Origin of the sequence: Aeromonas sp. CU5, from assembly GCF_002586745.1 — a bacterium.
GTDB classification, from domain to species: domain Bacteria; phylum Pseudomonadota; class Gammaproteobacteria; order Enterobacterales; family Aeromonadaceae; genus Aeromonas; species Aeromonas sobria.
Genome location: NZ_CP023817.1, coordinates 1,779,839 through 1,797,271 on the forward strand (window position 1 = coordinate 1,779,839; position 17,433 = coordinate 1,797,271).

The window sequence follows — 17,433 nt, forward strand, 5'->3', positions numbered from 1 at the left end:
CGGGATGATTAGACCACTACAGGGGTTCCGGTCTCGTAACCTCGACACACCCACATTCTTACGTTCGTAAGAATGTTTTACCCCGCGTTCTTACGCTGTGTTGGTTCTGCGTTCTTACGGTTGGGACGAAGGCGTTCTTACGGTTGCGCCCCAGGGGGATTTGCCATGCTGTGATAGCAGCAAGGCAGTCCCCCTGTAGCCGCTCCCTTATCGGGATAAGTCGTCATCGGCATCGCGATGCCGATTGATGAATGCCGCCATGCCTCTCGGCGTTGTTGGGGCCGTTGAATCTGCGCTCGGCGAAGGCTCAGCCACTGTTGTGGGTGTAGCTACCTGGCGATAAGTTTTGTTATCCACAGAAAGCTCGGCGTGCGTTGTCCTGATATGGCTCAGGTCAGCATCCGCTGGGCAAGTGGGTAACACGTTACCATTAGCGGATTTACGATTGCCGTATTTGTCCACAGAAGACGTTGCCTGATGACCCATGATGTAGGCAATGCGCTGCCGGTCGAGCCCAGACGCTTTGAGCTCAGAGCCCATCTGATGGCGCCAGCTGTAAAAGGTCGGCAGCGATTTTCGCGCCGGCCAGAGGTTTTTGCCCGCCGCACGCAGCTTGTCCTGCAATGAGCCAATTTTTGCTTTCTTTGCCTCGGTCACCATGAGTTGCAATTTCTCTGGCGAAAGCGTGTCAAACTGTAAGACCCTATCTGCACCACGTTTGCCATCATGACTTTTTTTGGCTCCGATAACGGTGAGCCGATTACCCTGCGCAGTTATGGTGGCTAGTTCAGCAGGTCTTATCCCCGCGCGCATAAACAACAATATGGCCGCCAACATAGCGCTGTCATTACGCGCCTTAAAATACTGAATCAGTGCAACGAGATCATCATTATCGACCTTTTTAACTCTTTTTTGTTTTGCCTTAACCGGTATATCTGGCCTACTCAGGGCTTGAATTCGCTCGGCCGCGTCGGGAAAATTCAACAATCGTTGATGATATACCAGTGCACAGCGCAGTTTTCGCCAATAGCCAGGACTGCATTCTGAAGCGCGAGCCAACAATTCATCCGCAATGTTTTTTGCTGTGATATTGAGGCCCTTTTCCTTTAGGATTTCATAATGATTTTTTGCCAGTCTTTCATATTCCTTTTCCGTTGCCTGTGTAGCCATTCGGTCATCTCCCAGAGCGCTTGAATAACGCCTTCTTTAGATAGTGGGCAGGATTTCCCCACCCACGACGTGGATCCCTTTATTGAAGGTGCGATTTAGTTTTAAATTAATGCTGAATGCGTGATGTAGACAGTGATTTACTGCGCCACAGAAATTCGCTGCATTAAAACACTCATCAATCTCTGCATGACAGCAGGAGTTGCCAGTAATGCGTCGACATCGAATTCGCTTTCTGTGTTTTTATCTTCAGTTTTTTGATTACAGCTCGGCACAGTAACTTGAGCCTGCTGACCAGCCATACAGGCATTAAATACCGTGTCAGCCCTACCCCTATAATCAGGGGCGTCCTCCATCAACCACTTGCCATAATGGCGTACCACCATTTCTGTACCGGTGTGCCCCATCTGACGGGCTATCCACTCGATGCTGATCCCCGCCGAGAGCAGTTGGCTTGCATAGGTGTGCCGAAATTGAGATGGCCCCCGATAACGCACCCCAGCAGCCTGACAGAACGGCCTGAAAAACCGCTCACGGAACTCATCAACCGAGGCATAACTGCGCCTTTTGGCGCTGTAGTAAGCCAGCAGGGTGCGTTGTTCACTCATCTGAGTGCGATTGTCCGACCTCGTGACCGTAATCTTCTTAGCCTTACGATGCTCCGCTAGCCTCATCAGGGTCTTGAGAGATCCAACAGCCTGTTCTGACAGCTCTATCGTGCGAATAGATCCCCTGGTTTTGGGCGTTTTGTACTGCCCATCAACCAACGCAAGGTCAACCAATAAGGTCTTCTTGTCGAGATTGACCGCCTCCGCACTGACCGCCATTAACTCACTGATGCGCAGACCCGTAGAGATACCGAGTTGGATGAGTGACACCTCCAGCAAATGGGTGCTTTTCAGGGCGAGAAATGCCTTAATTTCGTATTGATAAAATGGATCAGGTTCGTCCACCTCAAATTTGCATTTTTTAATGCCATCCATTGGACTGGTATGAATAACACCATCGCTGACAGCTCGTGCAAAGACTTGTCTCAATATATCCAAATATTGGTTAATGGTATTTCCTTTATATTTTTTGTTGCAAAATTTCACTACGAGCAGTTCAATGTCACTCGCACGATATGACGTCAGCGGTTTATCACCAATCCATTTTATCAACTGTTCTGCTTTACGCTTCGAAATGTCATAGGTTGTCTGCGCATACTGGTATTTTTTGATTTCCAGGTGCTGACGAATGGCTGCCGCCAGTGAATGCTCATCAACAATGACTGAACGCACAGTGTTGTGTTTAGTTTTTTGTTTTTGAACGGTCCTTTTATTGGTTTGTTTGTTCATAATTACCCTCATTACAGTTATAAATACTCCTTCAATTACAAAAACAGCAATAGCAAAACGTGATGCTCACGCATCGATACCGAGAGGGTAATAGTGCACCTAAAAACAGCGATATAAATTACTCTGTGACGCTATAAACAGATAAGTTTCACCTCAAAATCCTGTTAATTTGTCAAATGCCAAGTATACATTAGCGATAGCTGATGTCATTTAATCGATATAATCAAATGTTCCCGTCAGATTTTTACTCAACATTGCATCAAGCAAATACCATGTGTTATTCACTTCACCCGAATTTGGGTAATAACAACCCGTTCAGCGTATCGAAGATAGCTGTGATATTGGTGGTATTTTTTAAATCTGAAGGGGTGATAACCCTTGTTTGAACGAGATAAACGTGTCGGTGTGTTCTACGCCATATTCATTTCGTTTCGATCCTTCGTGTTTACTGTCGTTGTTATGTCCTTGTTAGCAGCTTTATCAGCATACTACAACGATTGAGGCCCACCTGTCAATGCGAATGACTCACAAAGAAAAAGAAATGTCAACATGTTTTTATTAGGTTTTTTAAATATTTTCCAGTGCGCTTAAAATCATTATAAATCATGAGGATAGGGCGCTACTCGCCCCATTAAACCGCCGAGAAATGCTCTCATATTGGTTTTTTCATGGGGGGTAGACAGCCCTGTTACCCAAAAAATATGCGTCATCTTTACGGTGATTTTCCCCCTGACAGCAGGTGGTGGGGTATCAGGTCGGTAGGAAGGGATTGGATTTTCTCATTCAGCAGCCTAATGTTCACACGTTTGCCATAGCGGCCAAACGTCAGGCCATTTTTACTGTGTCCCGCAAGTTCGGCCACAATATGCTCAGCAACGTCCGCCTGTTGCAGCTCATCGATAAACGTGTGTCTCATCCCGTAAATGGTGGGGCGGCCCTGACCTACGATGCCAGCATCATTGAGGTGGCGTTGGAAGCGACAGGTGATGTTATGCGCCCAGTCGTCGTCTTTGCCTGATGGTTGGTCATCGAACAAAAATACCTTCCCTTGACTGCGACGACTCTCCACATAGTCCAGGAATTGATGTCCAATCAACGCACTATGCAACGGCACGGTACGGTACGCATTGGCAGTTTTGAGCTGTTGATCCGCCTCTCCCGCATCGACCATCAGACACCAAATCCCCTCAACCTGTTTGATGTTCTGAGTTTTGAGCTGGCAAGCCTCGGAGGGTCGCAGCCCGGCATACAGGCACAGCAGGGGCACCCACCAGTCTTGAACTCTCAATTTTTTGCCTTTCTGGGATTGTTTGCTGCGCAGGCTGGCAAACAGCTGAGCCAGTTGAGGGCGATGCCAGCGCACTCGCTCCTCATCCGCCCGTTTGTGCGGCTTCTTGCCTGCCGTCAACCCATCAAAAGGGTTACGGCTGCAATAGTCCAGCGCCACGCACCAACGGAAGAACTGTTTCAGGGCGGCGAGGTAATCTCCTTTGGTTTTGAAACTGAGGTTGGTCTTGCGCAGCAAGCTGTTGCGGTACTCCTGCGCCAGAGCGGGCGTCACCTCATCGACTTTAACCCCTTTGGCCCAGGTGACGAAGGCGTTGATCCGAAGTTGGAGCTGGCCCACCGACCTATGCTGGATCCCCTCACTGGTTTTAGTCTCGATGAATCTCGCCAATGCGTGGGTGAGCATGATCCCACTGCTGGGGCAAGCTGGGGCATCAACAGAAGGTTCACGAGGTGTGGAAGGTGTTTGAGGAGGGATGAACCCCGCTGCTTTGAACGCGTCTAGATCGGCGCGGATCCAGCGATAGAAACTGCGGGGGGCAGTATCGGCAGGAGTAGCCGCGATAAGTGCGCGAGTACGAGCTGCCACTGCCAGGTTGCGGTCTACGGCGAGCTGACGATCTTTGGTGCAAAGGGAAGTACGGATAGCGAAGGGCAAGCCACGGTCACGTAATGACTTAGGCAGCGGGAGACGAGTGTAGTAGGTGCCGGAGGCATTTTTACTCAGATACATGATTGTTCCACCCAGTTGATCCAGGAAAAAAATCACGTAAGTCTAGAAATGAAAAAACCCGTTGAAATTCAACGGGTTATATTTGGCGGTGAGGGAGGGATTCGAACCCTCGATACGTTGCCGTATACACACTTTCCAGGCGTGCTCCTTCAGCCACTCGGACACCTCACCAAATTTTTACTTCTTTGAAGTGGCTTTCGGAGCACGCTATGCGTGCTTTCTTGCCGACTTCGTCGGTGTGCAGCCACTGTAACCGCTCACCAAATTTTGGTCTGTGGTTTAACGTGTTCAGCCAACACCTTGTTCGCTGCGCTGTTGCGCTGGAACGGGGCGTAATGTAAGGGATACGATGGCTTTTGGTCAATGCAATTTTTTACTTTTTGCGTTCGTTTGCTCAATATCCGAACCAAGTGACCAAAAATATGCCGTTTCGTATCCCTTTAAATCAATTTACTGCCGCTTCGTGCAAATGTTCACCTTTGAGCGCTTCTTCCAGCGAGCCGTAGAATTCCAGTTTGCCGGGCTGCGGCCGCACCTTGGCGCGGGCCAGGGTCTTGAGCGGCTGGAACTGCAATTCGGCCACCCGCAACTCGACACCGGCTTTTGCCATCTGCTTGCCAAACTGAAGGAAGGCAGAGAGACCACCCGCATCAAGGATGGAGACCGCCTCCATCTGCAATACCAGCACCTGGTGCCCTTTCACTTGTGCTTCCAGCTCGGCAAAGACCCGTTCGGCCGCAGCAAAGAAGAGCGGGCCGTTGATCTTGTAGAGCAGGCCGTTGTCCGGCACCTCATGGGCATAGCGCTTGTGCTCGGCCAAATCGTGCAGTTTGGTCATCTTGGCGATTTCGCGCATAAAGAGCAGGGACGCCAGGATCACCCCGAAGGTGATGGCGATAACCATGTCGAAGATGACGGTGAGTGACAGGCAGACCAGCAGCACCAGCACATCGGATTTGGGGGCGCGACGGATCAGCTCCACCACCTTGTGCGCTTCACTCATGTTCCAGGCCACGATAAGCAACAGCGCAGCCATGGCTGAGAGCGGCAACCAGGAGAGCCAGGGCGCCAGCACCAGAATGGCGGCCAGCACCACCAGCGCATGGACGATCCCCGAGATGGGCGAAGTGGCCCCCGCACGCACGTTGGCGGCGGAGCGGGCAATGGCGGCGGTGGCGGTAATGCCGCCAAAGAAGGGAGCAAAGATGTTGCCAAGCCCCTGCCCCACCAGCTCGGCGTTGGAGCTGTGTTTGCGACCGGTCATGCCATCCAGCACCACGGCGCAGAGCAGCGACTCGATCGCCCCCAGCATCGCCATGGAGAAGGCGGCAGGCAGCAGCCGCTCAAGGGCGGCCAGATCCCACACCACAGGGGCGCCATCCGGCCCGGGCAAGGCCCAGGGCATCACCAGGGTCGGCGCGATGGGCGGGATCCCCATCCCCTTGGTGCCATCGGCCAGGGTATAGCTGAACTTGCTACCTATGGTAGCCACATCCACCCCAAAGTAATGGAGGCCAAAACCCAGGCCCACCCCGACCAGCACCGCTGGCAGGTGGCCGGGCACCGGCAGACGCAGGCGCGGCCAGAGCAGCAGCACGGCCAGCGTTGCGACCCCCACCAGGGTATCGCCCCACTGCCAGCTTGGCAGGGCGGTGGCCAGCGCCTCGACCTTGCCCAGATAGTTTTCCGGCATCTCGGGCACACTCAGGCCAAAGAAGTCCTTGATCTGCAAGGTGGCAATCACGATGGCGATACCACCGGTAAAGCCCAGCGTCACTGACGGGGGAATGTACTCGATCAGGCGACCAAGACGGGCCATCCCCATCGCCACCAAAAAGAAGCCGGATATGAGGGTCGCCATCAACAGGCCACCCACGCCAAACTGCTGGGCAACCGGATAGAGGATCACCACAAAGGCGGCGGTCGGGCCGGAGATGGAGTAACGGGAGCCACCGGTCACGGCGATCACGATACCGGCGATGATGGCGGTATAGAGACCGTGTTGCGGCGGCACACCGCTGGCGATGGCCAGCGCCATGGCGAGCGGGATGGCGATGATGCCCACCGTCACACCGGCGATGAGATCACGGCCGAAGCGGGCCATGCTGTAGGGTTCATCAATACAGGACTGGCGTAAGGCTATGGCGAGCTTCACGCTATTTAAGGAGGCTTGCTTGTGCATGTATATCGTAATACCAGAAGAGGGAGACAAAGGCCGGAGAGATCCGGCGCCCGATCATCATCAAGGGCCGGCAAGGCTGTCGACGCGGCGATGGTATCCTGCGTAACCTTACTCCACACCGGCCATTTTTTCGATGGGCAGGATCAATGAAACGCGCGCTCACCCCTTATTTGGCCTATTTGCCGCCAAATCGGCGATCTTTCCCGCTGCGACGACTCTTTTAACTGCAAAGATAACCTTTTGAGCCTTTATTTATAACTGGCACGTTCGAGGCAACAAGTCGCATTTTCAGGCAAACGCCAATATGGCACAGCGGCGTGCCACCGGTTGCAGTGAGGGATGACAAGAGACTGATTGTGCTGAAAATAAACCATAAAGCGCAAGTTTTGGGCAAACAGTCTGAAAATAGGGTTTTCAACGAGATAGCAGGTTGACACCCACCCCCGAGGTCATTAATATTCGCCCCGTCTCAACGAGACAGGCAATTCCTCCTTAGTTCAGTCGGTAGAACGGCGGACTGTTAATCCGTATGTCACTGGTTCAAGTCCAGTAGGAGGAGCCAATTCCCTCGTAGTTCAGTCGGTAGAACGGCGGACTGTTAATCCGTATGTCACAGGTTCAAGTCCTGTCGAGGGAGCCATCTTCTAAAGCCCAGCCTTTTGGCTGGGCTTTTTCACATCTATCGTTTGCTCGTTACCAGCCGATTAAGCCCTGGCCAACACGGTTCGCTCACTCCTTACACAATGAGGATGACTCCCGGCGCAGCAGGGCTTCCCACTGGTCAATGATGCCTTGATAGGTATCAGCGGCTTTGTAATGGGTTGTTGCATGCGCCTGCGCATTGCGCCCAAGTGTCGCGACCACATCTGGCATGGCATTTAACGTCCCTAATACCCGGGCAAGATCGTCCGGATCATTGGGCTGATACTTACAACACTCCACCCCATCGTGCAGGCGTTGATCCCACCAGGCGCCATCGGCGGGGATCACCACACACAATCCCGCTGCCATCGCCTCCAGAATCGAGAGTCCAAAAGGCTCTTGCTGGCTGGTCGATACAAAAATGCCGCACTCAGACCTGATCTCATCGAGATTCACCGGATTTGCATGCCAGCGGGTGCCCGGAAGCTCGGGCGCAATGCGGCTGCAGGGTTGCAAACTGTTTTTCGGCTGCAGATAGCACACCACCAGCTCGGGGCGCTCGCCGCGCATCTGTTTATGAGCCGCCAGCATGGTGTCCAATCCCTTCCAGCGCAGCAGTGAGGCTGCCCACAAGATATCGGTGCCACCGGCGGTAGCGGTCGGCCAAGAGTGGTCGCTCAAGCCATTGGTAAATGATTGCCAATGGGGCGGGAACTGGGATTGACCGAGCCGGGTCAGGATCGCCGTCAACGAGGCGCGGCAACTGTCTAGGTAAAACACCGCGCGCGCGCGCCACAAGGCGCGAGCAGATAACCCCGAGCAGCCGACAGGGCCATGAATAAATTGCACCACCGGGATCCCCAGTAACTGGCCAGCCCAGTAACAACAGAGATCGACCCCGGGGCCAGACGCTGCGACGAGGCAGCTGACGCCCCCCAAGCGCCACACTTGCCACAGGATCAACAAGGTCTGCCACCCTTGCTTGAGCAGATAGCGCCAACCAGACTCCCGCCCTCGCACGATGGCGGGGATCCACAGCCGATGATGTGGGCAATGGGGCCAAGAGTCGACATCTTCGGTCATCACATGACACGCCATCGCAGGCATCCGCTTGCTCAGCTCAGCAAGCACCACCTCGGTGGCCACCTTGGATCCCCCCCGAAACGCGATAGGATCCACAATCAGCACCTTGTCCGCGCCCATCTGGCTACTCATCGCTGTTTATCTCCCATTAGCTTGCCCCCACGTCCGGCTATGAGGATCGATAACCTGGCCAGCATGGCCTGCCCTTGCGCAGCGACTCGTTGCCACAGCCAACCGGCGATAACCCGGTAAGGTTGGCGTCCCTCCCCCGCCCATCGCCCCGCCAGCGCATCAGACCACACCTCGGTCACCTTGCTGACATAACGGGCCACGGTGAAATGCCGCGCCGCCCGTTGCTGCCCTGCTCGCCCCATCGCACACCTTATTTGCGGGTTGCTTAAACGCTGCCAATGGCAAGCCATCTGACGCCAGTCTCCCGGCTCGGCCAGCAGCCCGCTCACCCCGTCTTCGACCACCTCAGGGATACCGCCCACCCGATAGGCGCTGACCGCAAGCCCCAGCATCCCTGCTTCCGCCAGAGTCAGACCAAACACCTCCTCGCGGGCACCGGATACCAGAACATCAACACCACCGCGCAAGATGGCTGCGCTGTCAGCCCGCTCCCCCAAGAAGTGCACCCGCGCGGCGATGCCCAGTTCACTGGCCAAGCTGGCTAATGCCTGCTGTTCGGGGCCACTGCCGATCACCAGCAGTTGCGCCTCCTCGCCCAACCGGGTCAGTTCTGCAAGGGAACGGAGCAACAGATCCACCCCCTTGCGTTTGATCAGTGAACCGACGGTCGCAATGATCAACTCTCCCGGTGGCAAACCCAGCATACCCATGACAGGCCACCGGGGGCCCTCGTTCAGCCTCGCGGCATCCACACCATTGGGTACCCGGATCAGTCGCTCTGTACCACAACCATCTTGCTGCCAGCCGGTCAACACAGGTTCGCTCACCCCGATCAGCACGCTTGCCTGGTGCACCCGCAGGGTGAATCTGTCTCTGGGTTGATAACGGGCATGCAGATGGCACACCAGAGGAACCTGCACATCGCGACATACACCAGCCAGCCACTGGCAAGGGGCCGCGCTATTGGCATGCACCAGTGCAATCCGGTGTTGCTGGATCAAGCTGGCGGCACGCCGTTGCAAATGGCGATATGCCGCTACATCAAAGCGGGGAGCCTGCCAGCCGAGCAACAGAGAAAAGGGCTCGACCAGCACCTTCACTCCCAGCAGCGCGGCCTCATCTGCCAGCCGCTGGCTATTGCACCAGAGCAAGGGGGTAAAGCGGGCGCGATCAAGATGGGCCAGCAGATCCAGCAAGCAACGCTCGCTACCGCGGATCCAGTTCTCACCGTAGTGCACCAACAGGATCGGAATTGCGCTCATGATTGTGCTCCTGCATTGCGGGGTCTGACCGATCTGACGCCTCATCAGTGGCAACGCGGGCTTGCTGCACATACTTGATGGCCGCGACCGCCAGTGCCAACTCCAGATAGATGGGCCAGGTAAAACCCTGGGTTAAAAATGAGCCCGAGATGACAAACCCCACCATGCTGGCCATCACCCCTTGCATAGCGGTGATCACTGCAGGGGGCATGCCAACTAGCTGACACTGCCAGCAGCGGCGTAACGTCAACGCCACCATGCCGATAAACAGTGCCAGGCCCACGAACCCTGTCTCTGCCAGCACCCCGAACCAGGTCGAATGGACGGCGTGATTAAGCCCGTCCCAGTGGGGGCTGTAGAAGAAGTAGTTGTAGTAAAAATTGGATAACCCCACCCCCACCAGCGGATGGCCCAGCGCCATCCCCCACGCAGCTTGCCAGGCATAGATACGGCCCATGGCCGAGGCATCGACCCCGCTCTCGGCGGCGCCACCAGATGCCCGGTCGCTGATCCCGGCAGCCACAAACAACACGCTGAGCGCCAACCCGCCCGCCATGATCAGCACGGCTTTGGACTTCACCCGCTGCCAGGCAAACAGGCCACTGACCGCACAGACACCCAGCAAGCCACCCCGACTTTGAGTGGCAATAATGGCGGCGGCGGTCAAGGCAAAGCCGAGCCCCCCCAACAAGCGCCACCCGCCCCCATTGCCCTGATTGAGCAGCAAGCTAAGGGAAAAACCGGCAGGAAAGAGCAGTACTAATGCCAGATCGTTGGGATCCCCCAGCACAGAGCCCAGCTCGCGCCCTATGGTCACCCGGGTTTCCTCCACCAGCCCGATACCGCTCGCCTTGTTGTAGAGGGCCACCAGCGCCACCAGGCAGCCCGCCACCACAAAGGTCCGCACCGCCAAGGCAAAATCAGCGGGCGTGCGCACCAGCCAAGCGGTGGCCAGGGTCATCAGATAGATCTTGCTGTAGCTACCGGTCCAGGTGGCGATCGCCTCGCCCCGGTTGCTGGCAAACAGCACGCCGATGGAGACCATCAGGAAAAAGGCACTCAGCCAGCTCAGAGCCGGGTGCCAGTAGGGCTTGATCCGACCAGTCAGCAGGATGTGCCAGGCTAGGGCGCCAATGGCCGCCAGTGAGAACAGCAACGGGATTTTGAGGGGATAGAGCTGGGGAAACACCTCGTGCAAGCGGAAAAACGAGAAGGTGACAAAGCCCAATACCATCAGAAATGGCCAGCGCAGGGCAAACCAGATGGCGGGGATCGCCAGCCCAATCACCGGCAGCAGTAACGGATGGGGTAATCGCCACCACAGCAGGGCAACGACGAGGCAAATCGCCAATGCCCACAGGACATGACTCAGGCGACCCATTGCCCACCCCACACCATGGCCAAGGCACAACCTGAGCTGGCCCAAAGGGGGGTCAGCCGATAGGGCAGCGGCAATAACCGCTGGCTCACCAGATAAAACGCCAGAGCCCGAACCAGATAGACCAGCAGCAGGGTCCAGATCACCCCATCCACCCCAAAGCGGGGGATGGCAAGCAAAAAGCCAACGACCCCGAGCAAACTGCATCCCAGATTGATAACCATCTGCGCCTTGCTCTCTTCGCCGCTAAAACAGCCAACATTGAGCAGATCGGAGACGTTGCGCACCGCCATCCCCATTACCAGTAGCGGGATATAGGCAATCGCCCCGTGATAGCTTTCCGGCGTGAGCAGCCGGATCAACAAGGGGGCGGTAAGCCCGACCACCCCGGCAGTGGCAAAGCCCAACACCGAACCCAGCACGCTGTAGTGGGCATTGAGGCGCAGACCATCGGGCTCTTTGAGCAGCATAAAACGGCGGGGATACCACCACAGGGCAAAAGGTTGCAGCAACAACCCTACCGCCAGCGCCAGCTTGCCCGCCACCGCGTAATAGGCCAGCAGCGCCTCGCCCACCACATCGGCCAGCAGCAGACGATCAAGGCCACTTAAGGAGAACCCCGCCAGCCCGCTCACCACCAGCGGCAAACCATAGCGCAGCACCGGCCGATAATGCTGCCAATCAAAGCGGATCCCGCTATCACGCCATTGCCACAGGCTCAGCAGCAGGGCTAGGGCGATGCAGGTCAGAGTACCGGAAGCCAGCACCCCGCTCACCCCCCAGCCGAGCCAGAGCCACCAGCCGGTCAGTAGCGACTGGATCAGCGCCTTGCCTGCGGTCGCCACGAAAAAGAGCTTGGCCTGATTGCGCATCCGCAGCCACGCCAGCGGCACCCCGATCACCCCTTCAAATGGCAGGGCGCAGAGTACCCAGCGCACATCCGCAAGACGGGTTTCAACCGGCAGCCAGGCTTGCACCACAGGCGCCAGCACCCAGAGCAGCACCAGACTGGCCAGCGCAATGATCCAGACCAGACCGAACATCCGCGCGACCACCTGCTGGCGAGCCTGCTCATCGGTAGCCAGTCCGGCAAAGCGATAGAGCGCATCCACCAGCCCGAACCCGAGGATCAATGAGCCCAGATTAATCAGGGTCAGTAACACCTCCAGCTGACCATATTCACGAGGAACCAGCAGATGAGTCAGCACCGGCAGCATCAACAAAGAGATCCCCTTCATCAACAACAAGCCCGCGGCATAATAGACAATGGCAATTTGGTTCACACCCAGTCTCATAAGGCCTCCCAGCCACCCTGGTGGCTTAGCCGCCGGGCATCATTGCTTATCTCACTGCTGCAATAATGCAAAGGGCACGCCAGTTAACCCGAATGAGACAGATCCCCGTCCCCCTGCCTCTGCGCCTCATTGCGCTGCGACCAGCAAGCCCAAAATGAGACTGCATATTGGGTGAACGATTGCGTTTTGCACAACCACCGACGCAAATTGCACCCTGCTGCGGGATCATCGCCAGCAATCCCTGTTTCACCGCCCCCTTGACCACGAAAGGACGATGCGCGCGGTTGGCCCGATCCCTGCTAGTACCTTGCAGCACCAGATAAACAGGGAGATATCATCATGAACACCCTCAGTCTGTACCGGGTCAAAGCGTGGGCCAAACAAGGGGAAACCCCGCTGGCCCGCAGCGTGTGGCGACTCGCCAAAGGGGCTCGCAGCTGGTCGCTGCCCGTGATCCCCCCCTTGCACCGGCTGCTTTATCGGCTCTATCTGCTGGGCAGCAACGCGCTGGCGACCCTGACCCGCACCCTCTGGTGGACTCCCCTGTTTCAATCTCGCCTGACAGCCCCCGCCCCCCGCCTCTATCTCTATGGCGGCATCCCCTATATCAGCGGACCCGTCGCCATAGCAATAGGGGCCGATTGCCGCCTGAGCGCCGCCATGACCATTAGCGGCCGCTCGGCGAGCCGGGCCCCGAGCCTGGTGATCGGCAATAATGTCGGGATTGGCTGGCAGACCACCCTGGCGGTGGGCAGCAAAATAGTGCTGGGAGATAACGTCAGGATTGCCGGGCGCGCCTTTCTGGCTGGCTATCCCGGCCATCCGCTGGATGCCAGTGCCCGTGCCCGGGGGCTACCGGATGCTGATGAGCAAGTCGGCGAGATCGTGCTCGAACGGGATGTCTGGCTGGGCACCGGCGCCATGGTGATGGCCGGTGTCACTATAGGTGCAGGCACTGTGGTTGCCGCAGGCAGCATAGTCACCCGCAGTCTGCCTGCCGGGGTGCTGGCGGGTGGCGTGCCTGCCCGGGTGATCCGGCAGTTGGGGAGTCAGGATGACAGGGAAACCCTGTGCAACGATAGCGAGGAGAGCCCGCAATGACGCAGCATCATAGCAAACCGCAATTGGTGGTATTAGGGGAAGACTGGGGCCAACACCCCTCCAGTACCCAGCATCTGATCAAACGCCTGCTGCCCGATTATCCGGTGCTGTGGGTCAACTCCATCGGGCTGCGCCGTCCTCGCTTTAACCTGCGCGACATCACCCGCATCGTGCGCAAGCTGGGCGCCGTGGTGCAGCGCGCCGCCCCCGCCAGTCAACTCGCCCCAAGCCAGAGCCAGAGCCAGGGCCAGCATCAGGTGCAAGCTCAACAGATGCCCGAGATACTGCCGCCATTGGCGCTGCCACTGCCTGGCAGTCGGCTTGCGGGCAAGATCAATGGCCACTGGCTGGCCGCCCAGATCCGCCGGCGCTTACCCAAGCTGGATCGTCCGCTGCTGTGGATCTCCTTGCCAAGCGCGGTGGATCTGATTGGCAAACTGGGTGAGCGGGCGGTGATCTACTACTGCGGTGATGATTTCTCTGCGCTGGCGGGGGTCGATCATCAGGCCATCGCTCACTGCGAGGCCAGATTGGTGGCCCAAGCTGATTTGATCCTGGTGGCCAGCCCGGCACTGGCCAGTCGCTTCCCCCCCCACAAAACCCGCCTGCTGAGCCACGGGGTGGATCTGGATCTGTTTATGCCGCCACAGCCTCGTCCGGCAGACCTCCCCTGCGGTCGGCCGATTGCCGGATTTTATGGCAGCCTGAGCGAATGGATCGATGTGCCGCTGCTGGCTGAAACAGCCCGCGCCCTGCCCCACTGGGATCTGGTATTGATTGGCCCCAAGCAGACTGACCTCAGCGCGCTGGAGGGGATCCCCAACATCCATCTGCTGGGGCCCAGACCACACCATACCCTGGCGGCCTATGCCCAGCACTGGCAGGTCAGCCTGCTACCCTTTGTCGACAATGCGCAAATTCGTGCCTGTAACCCGCTGAAATTGCGCGAGTATCTGGCGGTCGGCCGCCCTATCGTCAGCACTGATTTCCCGGCACTGGCAGGTTACCGTGAACTGGTGCATCTGCCGCGAGCCGGTGACAATCTGGCCCACGCCATCAATCAGGCTGCCTGCGATGGCCCTCGCCAGAATTGGTTTCAAGCCAACGAATGGGAAGCCCTGACGGAGCAGGGCGGGCGTCAGGGTCGGCAACAGCGGGTCGCGGGCCAGAGCTGGGATGACAAGGCCGCTGATCTTAAATCCTGGTTGGCAGCGATCTGCTGATGGGCAGCGCCACATTCGGGAGACGACATGGGCACAGGGGAAGCTTGGCCACCCTGCTCTGCGGCTGTTCGCTGCTCTATTGCGCATCATTGTTCAGCGCCACGCAGTTGCCTGCCCCCATCCCGCTGCCCCTCACTGGCACCCTGACCCCCCAGCGCCTCAATCTGACCCATGTGCCCTGGCCTGTGGGCAGCGACGATGAGCTGGTGATCGAGGGCCATAATCCGGGCACACAACCACAAACGCTGATTTTACGGGTCGATGACAAGGCCTCGGTCAACTACCGCAGCCGGGTCAATCAAGAGCGGATGGTCGCCCCGGGCCCCTTCACCCTGCGCTTTGCCTTAAGTGATTGGCGCACCAGCCAACCACGGCCACTGACCCTTGATGAGATAACCAAGATCTACCTGTTTATGGCCGATGACGCGCCCCCACTGACCATTAAACGCTGGTTCTGGGAACCCGGCTTGACCCTGCCAGAGGGCACCATTGCGCTGGATCTGGGGGCAGCCAGCGCCCCGCTTTTTACCGGCTTTGAGGCCCTGAGCCCGGGGGATCCCCGACTGCTCGGCCACCCCACTCCAGTGTTGCGCCCCTCCGGCGATGCCCTTGTTCGTGATGGCCTGCGCAATCTCGACGGGGTACGCCTTGAGGTGACCAAAGGGCGCTACCAGCTCACCCTGTGGCTCGATGACCCCGGCGAGTGGGAGTATCTGCCCCACCCCTTCGAGCGCAGCGTACTGGTCAATGGCGAGCCCATCTGGGCCGAGCAGTGGCAACCGCAAACATGGCTAACCCAGCGCTATCTGGCGGGGCAATCCCGCGAGGCGCTACCAAATCCGGATCCCTGGCAGCTGTTCGGGGCACGTCAGGGGGGCCCCGTTCATGTCACCCTGAACCACCCCGGCGGCCCGCTCACCCTTACCCTGGTGGGCCACTCACCGGATGCCAAATACCTGGCTGGCCTGCTGCTTGCCCCCTATCCGGCCAGCACCGACGAGGCCGCCCCATCGAATGGCGATAAAGGCCATGGTATGCAGACCGAGGCTAACGCCCGGAGGCTGGCCGACGCGACCGCAAGCGTGCTGACCAAGCAGCGCCAGCTGTTTTTGGAAAAGTGGACCCTGGTCCCCTATTCCCCAGCGCCTGTTCCGGCGCAGCTCAGCCTAACGCCGATCCCGGATGCTGCTCCAACCCTGCAGATCGCCCCGGCATCCGCCGCCGATGCGTTGCAGCACGCTTCCCTGCCTGTGCTGGCCGCCCGTGGCAGCCAGCTGCTGCTGGAGTTTGCCATCCACGCCGCGACCGACGATCCGGCCCCCTTGCTGGTGATCCAGCCCCCCGAGCAGGCAGGATCGCCGCTGGCGCTGACCCCCTATTACGGTCAGTGGCATCTGGTTCGCCCGCAGGCGAGCGGCACCTTGCTGGCCCCCTCGGATCAGGAGCTGGTCGAAGGCGTGGCCGGGCTCACCCTGCTGGCAGGCGTGCCTCGGCGTCTGGTACTGCAAATCACAGTCCCCCGCGACGCCCCAGCGGGGCGCTATCTCGGTAATATTCAGCTACTCAGCCAGCAGCAACTGGTGCAGTTGCCGCTGACTATCGAGGTGCTGCCGTTGACCCTGCCCGCGGCCAGCAAGCCGATCGGCATCTATGTCGAAGCGCCCCCCTATCTGAATTGGCTAAGCCCCGACCCCGAGGCGCTAAAGCAGCAGATCGCCGCGGCCAGTCACTGCGATCTGGAGCGGCTCGCCAAGCTCGGGATCAGCGGCCTCTCGCCCGCCCTGCCACAGGATGAAGCGGGGATGCGGGAGATCATGGGAGAGGCGGCCGGGCTTGGGTTTGTGCCCCCCCTGCTGGCCTATACCCCGCTCAAACGCTGGGGGGGAGATCCTGCCAGCCAGCTTGATCAGTGGCAGACGCGGCAACAGGGGCTGACCGCCAGCGGCTTGCCCCCGCTGGCATGGAGCCTGTTTGATGAGCCGGATCTCGCTACCCTGCCCGCCATCACCACCCTAGCGCGGGAGATGAAACGGCGGGATCCGGCAGTGATCCGCGCAGGCCACTTCAACCACCCGGGTCAGGTTGGTCTGCTGGCAGAGGTGGAGATTGCCCTGATCAACGCAGGTTTTGGCGCCGACAAGACCGATGTGGCGCGAGTGCGCCAGCACAAGGTCACCCCCTGGTTTTACAATCTGGGCACCCCGAGAGCCGCCGGGTTTTACCTGTGGCAAAGCGGCGCCGAGGGTTATTTGCAGTGGCATGGCCGCATGCCCACCGCCCTGCCCTATGACCCCACCGACGGGCGGGAGAGCGACTTTATGCTGCTCGGCCCGCAAGCCTGCGAGGCGCACCGCCTCTCCCACGACCTCTTGCTGCTACAGCAAGCCATCGAGGATCTGCGCTGGCTCGCCTGGCTGGAGGAGGAGGCCCGCTATCAGGTGGAGGCCGCCCTGCTGCTGGAACGCCTGCGGGATCAGCTGCCGACCCGCTGGCAGGTGGCAGAACAACTGTCTTCGGCCGCCTGGATCCAGTGGCGCCGCGAGATTGAACAACTGGCCAAGCGATTGAAAACATTGCAAACTGGTGCCAACTCCTCCTCCTGAAGTGACTG

At 58.2% G+C, this 17,433-nt stretch carries 11 protein-coding genes and 3 tRNA genes; 5 read left to right on the plus strand and 9 right to left on the minus strand.

The genetic code is table 11. The features are described from left to right. Positions 1 to 207: 207 nt before the first annotated feature. From CK911_RS07765 to dauA, 5 genes are all read right to left on the minus strand, one after another. Positions 208 to 1,170, minus strand: coding sequence for a site-specific integrase (locus tag CK911_RS07765; RefSeq protein ID WP_098969541.1), 963 nt, complete (start codon positions 1,168 to 1,170; stop codon positions 208 to 210). 137 nt (positions 1,171 to 1,307) lie between these two features. After that, positions 1,308 to 2,504, minus strand: coding sequence for a tyrosine-type recombinase/integrase (locus tag CK911_RS07770; RefSeq protein WP_253860396.1), 1,197 nt, complete (start codon positions 2,502 to 2,504; stop codon positions 1,308 to 1,310). A gap of 712 nt (positions 2,505 to 3,216) precedes the next feature. Further along, complete coding sequence (locus tag CK911_RS07775; protein WP_253860397.1) at positions 3,217 to 4,524, minus strand: site-specific integrase; 1,308 nt, start codon at positions 4,522 to 4,524, stop codon at positions 3,217 to 3,219. A gap of 83 nt (positions 4,525 to 4,607) precedes the next feature. Next, positions 4,608 to 4,695: transfer RNA gene (locus CK911_RS07780), tRNA-Ser, on the minus strand. A gap of 274 nt (positions 4,696 to 4,969) precedes the next feature. Then, positions 4,970 to 6,706 (minus strand): C4-dicarboxylic acid transporter DauA, encoded by a 1,737-nt coding sequence (gene dauA / locus CK911_RS07785; protein WP_098969544.1) that lies wholly within the window; start codon positions 6,704 to 6,706, stop codon positions 4,970 to 4,972. A gap of 486 nt (positions 6,707 to 7,192) precedes the next feature. Between dauA and CK911_RS07790 the strand changes: the two genes are divergently transcribed. Further along, positions 7,193 to 7,268 (plus strand) — tRNA-Asn (locus CK911_RS07790). Positions 7,269 to 7,270: 2 nt separating this feature from the next. Next, positions 7,271 to 7,346, plus strand: a tRNA-Asn gene (locus CK911_RS07795). 89 nt (positions 7,347 to 7,435) lie between these two features. Here CK911_RS07795 and CK911_RS07800 read toward each other — a convergent pair. From CK911_RS07800 to CK911_RS07815, 4 genes are read right to left on the minus strand one after another with little or no spacing between them, the layout of a single operon-like run. Beyond that, positions 7,436 to 8,563, minus strand: a complete 1,128-nt coding sequence (locus CK911_RS07800) for a glycosyltransferase family 4 protein (RefSeq protein WP_098969545.1) — start codon at positions 8,561 to 8,563, stop codon at positions 7,436 to 7,438. Then, positions 8,560 to 9,825 (minus strand): glycosyltransferase family 4 protein, encoded by a 1,266-nt coding sequence (locus CK911_RS07805; RefSeq protein ID WP_098969546.1) that lies wholly within the window; start codon positions 9,823 to 9,825, stop codon positions 8,560 to 8,562. Before CK911_RS07805 ends, CK911_RS07800 begins: the two co-directional genes overlap by 4 nt. Beyond that, on the minus strand, positions 9,788 to 11,206 hold the full coding sequence (locus tag CK911_RS07810) for an O-antigen ligase family protein (RefSeq protein ID WP_253860398.1): 1,419 nt from the start codon (positions 11,204 to 11,206) through the stop codon (positions 9,788 to 9,790). The genes CK911_RS07805 and CK911_RS07810 overlap by 38 nt, the downstream gene beginning before the upstream one ends. Next, entirely contained in the window at positions 11,194 to 12,498 is a 1,305-nt protein-coding gene (locus tag CK911_RS07815) for a lipopolysaccharide biosynthesis protein (RefSeq protein WP_098969547.1), read from the minus strand. Before CK911_RS07815 ends, CK911_RS07810 begins: the two co-directional genes overlap by 13 nt. Before the next feature lie 339 nt (positions 12,499 to 12,837). Between CK911_RS07815 and CK911_RS07820 the strand changes: the two genes are divergently transcribed. The 3 genes from CK911_RS07820 (at position 12,838) to CK911_RS07830 (ending at position 17,425) form a co-directional block, all read left to right on the plus strand. Then, on the plus strand, positions 12,838 to 13,599 hold the full coding sequence (locus CK911_RS07820) for an acyltransferase (protein ID WP_098969548.1): 762 nt from the start codon (positions 12,838 to 12,840) through the stop codon (positions 13,597 to 13,599). Beyond that, the gene (locus tag CK911_RS07825) at positions 13,596 to 14,822 is read left to right on the plus strand and encodes a glycosyltransferase (protein ID WP_098969549.1); all 1,227 of its coding nucleotides are present in this window, start codon (positions 13,596 to 13,598) and stop codon (positions 14,820 to 14,822) included. The genes CK911_RS07820 and CK911_RS07825 overlap by 4 nt, the downstream gene beginning before the upstream one ends. A gap of 89 nt (positions 14,823 to 14,911) precedes the next feature. Continuing rightward, positions 14,912 to 17,425 carry a hypothetical protein gene (locus CK911_RS07830; protein WP_098972532.1) on the plus strand — a complete coding sequence of 838 codons (2,514 nt, stop codon included), beginning with the start codon at positions 14,912 to 14,914 and terminating at the stop codon, positions 17,423 to 17,425. Positions 17,426 to 17,433 lie beyond the last annotated feature (8 nt).

Coding starts and splice junctions, on each gene's coding strand:
- CK911_RS07765 (WP_098969541.1), bottom strand. CDS start 1,170: ATGGCTACACAGGCAACGGAAAAGGAATATGAAAGACTGGCAAAAAAT.
- CK911_RS07820 (WP_098969548.1), top strand. CDS start 12,838: ATGAACACCCTCAGTCTGTACCGGGTCAAAGCGTGGGCCAAACAAGGG.
- CK911_RS07825 (WP_098969549.1), top strand. CDS start 13,596: ATGACGCAGCATCATAGCAAACCGCAATTGGTGGTATTAGGGGAAGAC.
- CK911_RS07815 (WP_098969547.1), bottom strand. CDS start 12,498: ATGAGACTGGGTGTGAACCAAATTGCCATTGTCTATTATGCCGCGGGC.
- CK911_RS07810 (WP_253860398.1), bottom strand. CDS start 11,206: ATGGGTCGCCTGAGTCATGTCCTGTGGGCATTGGCGATTTGCCTCGTC.
- CK911_RS07770 (WP_253860396.1), bottom strand. CDS start 2,504: ATGAACAAACAAACCAATAAAAGGACCGTTCAAAAACAAAAAACTAAA.
- CK911_RS07800 (WP_098969545.1), bottom strand. CDS start 8,563: ATGAGTAGCCAGATGGGCGCGGACAAGGTGCTGATTGTGGATCCTATC.
- CK911_RS07805 (WP_098969546.1), bottom strand. CDS start 9,825: ATGAGCGCAATTCCGATCCTGTTGGTGCACTACGGTGAGAACTGGATC.
- dauA (WP_098969544.1), bottom strand. CDS start 6,706: ATGCACAAGCAAGCCTCCTTAAATAGCGTGAAGCTCGCCATAGCCTTA.
- CK911_RS07775 (WP_253860397.1), bottom strand. CDS start 4,524: ATGTATCTGAGTAAAAATGCCTCCGGCACCTACTACACTCGTCTCCCG.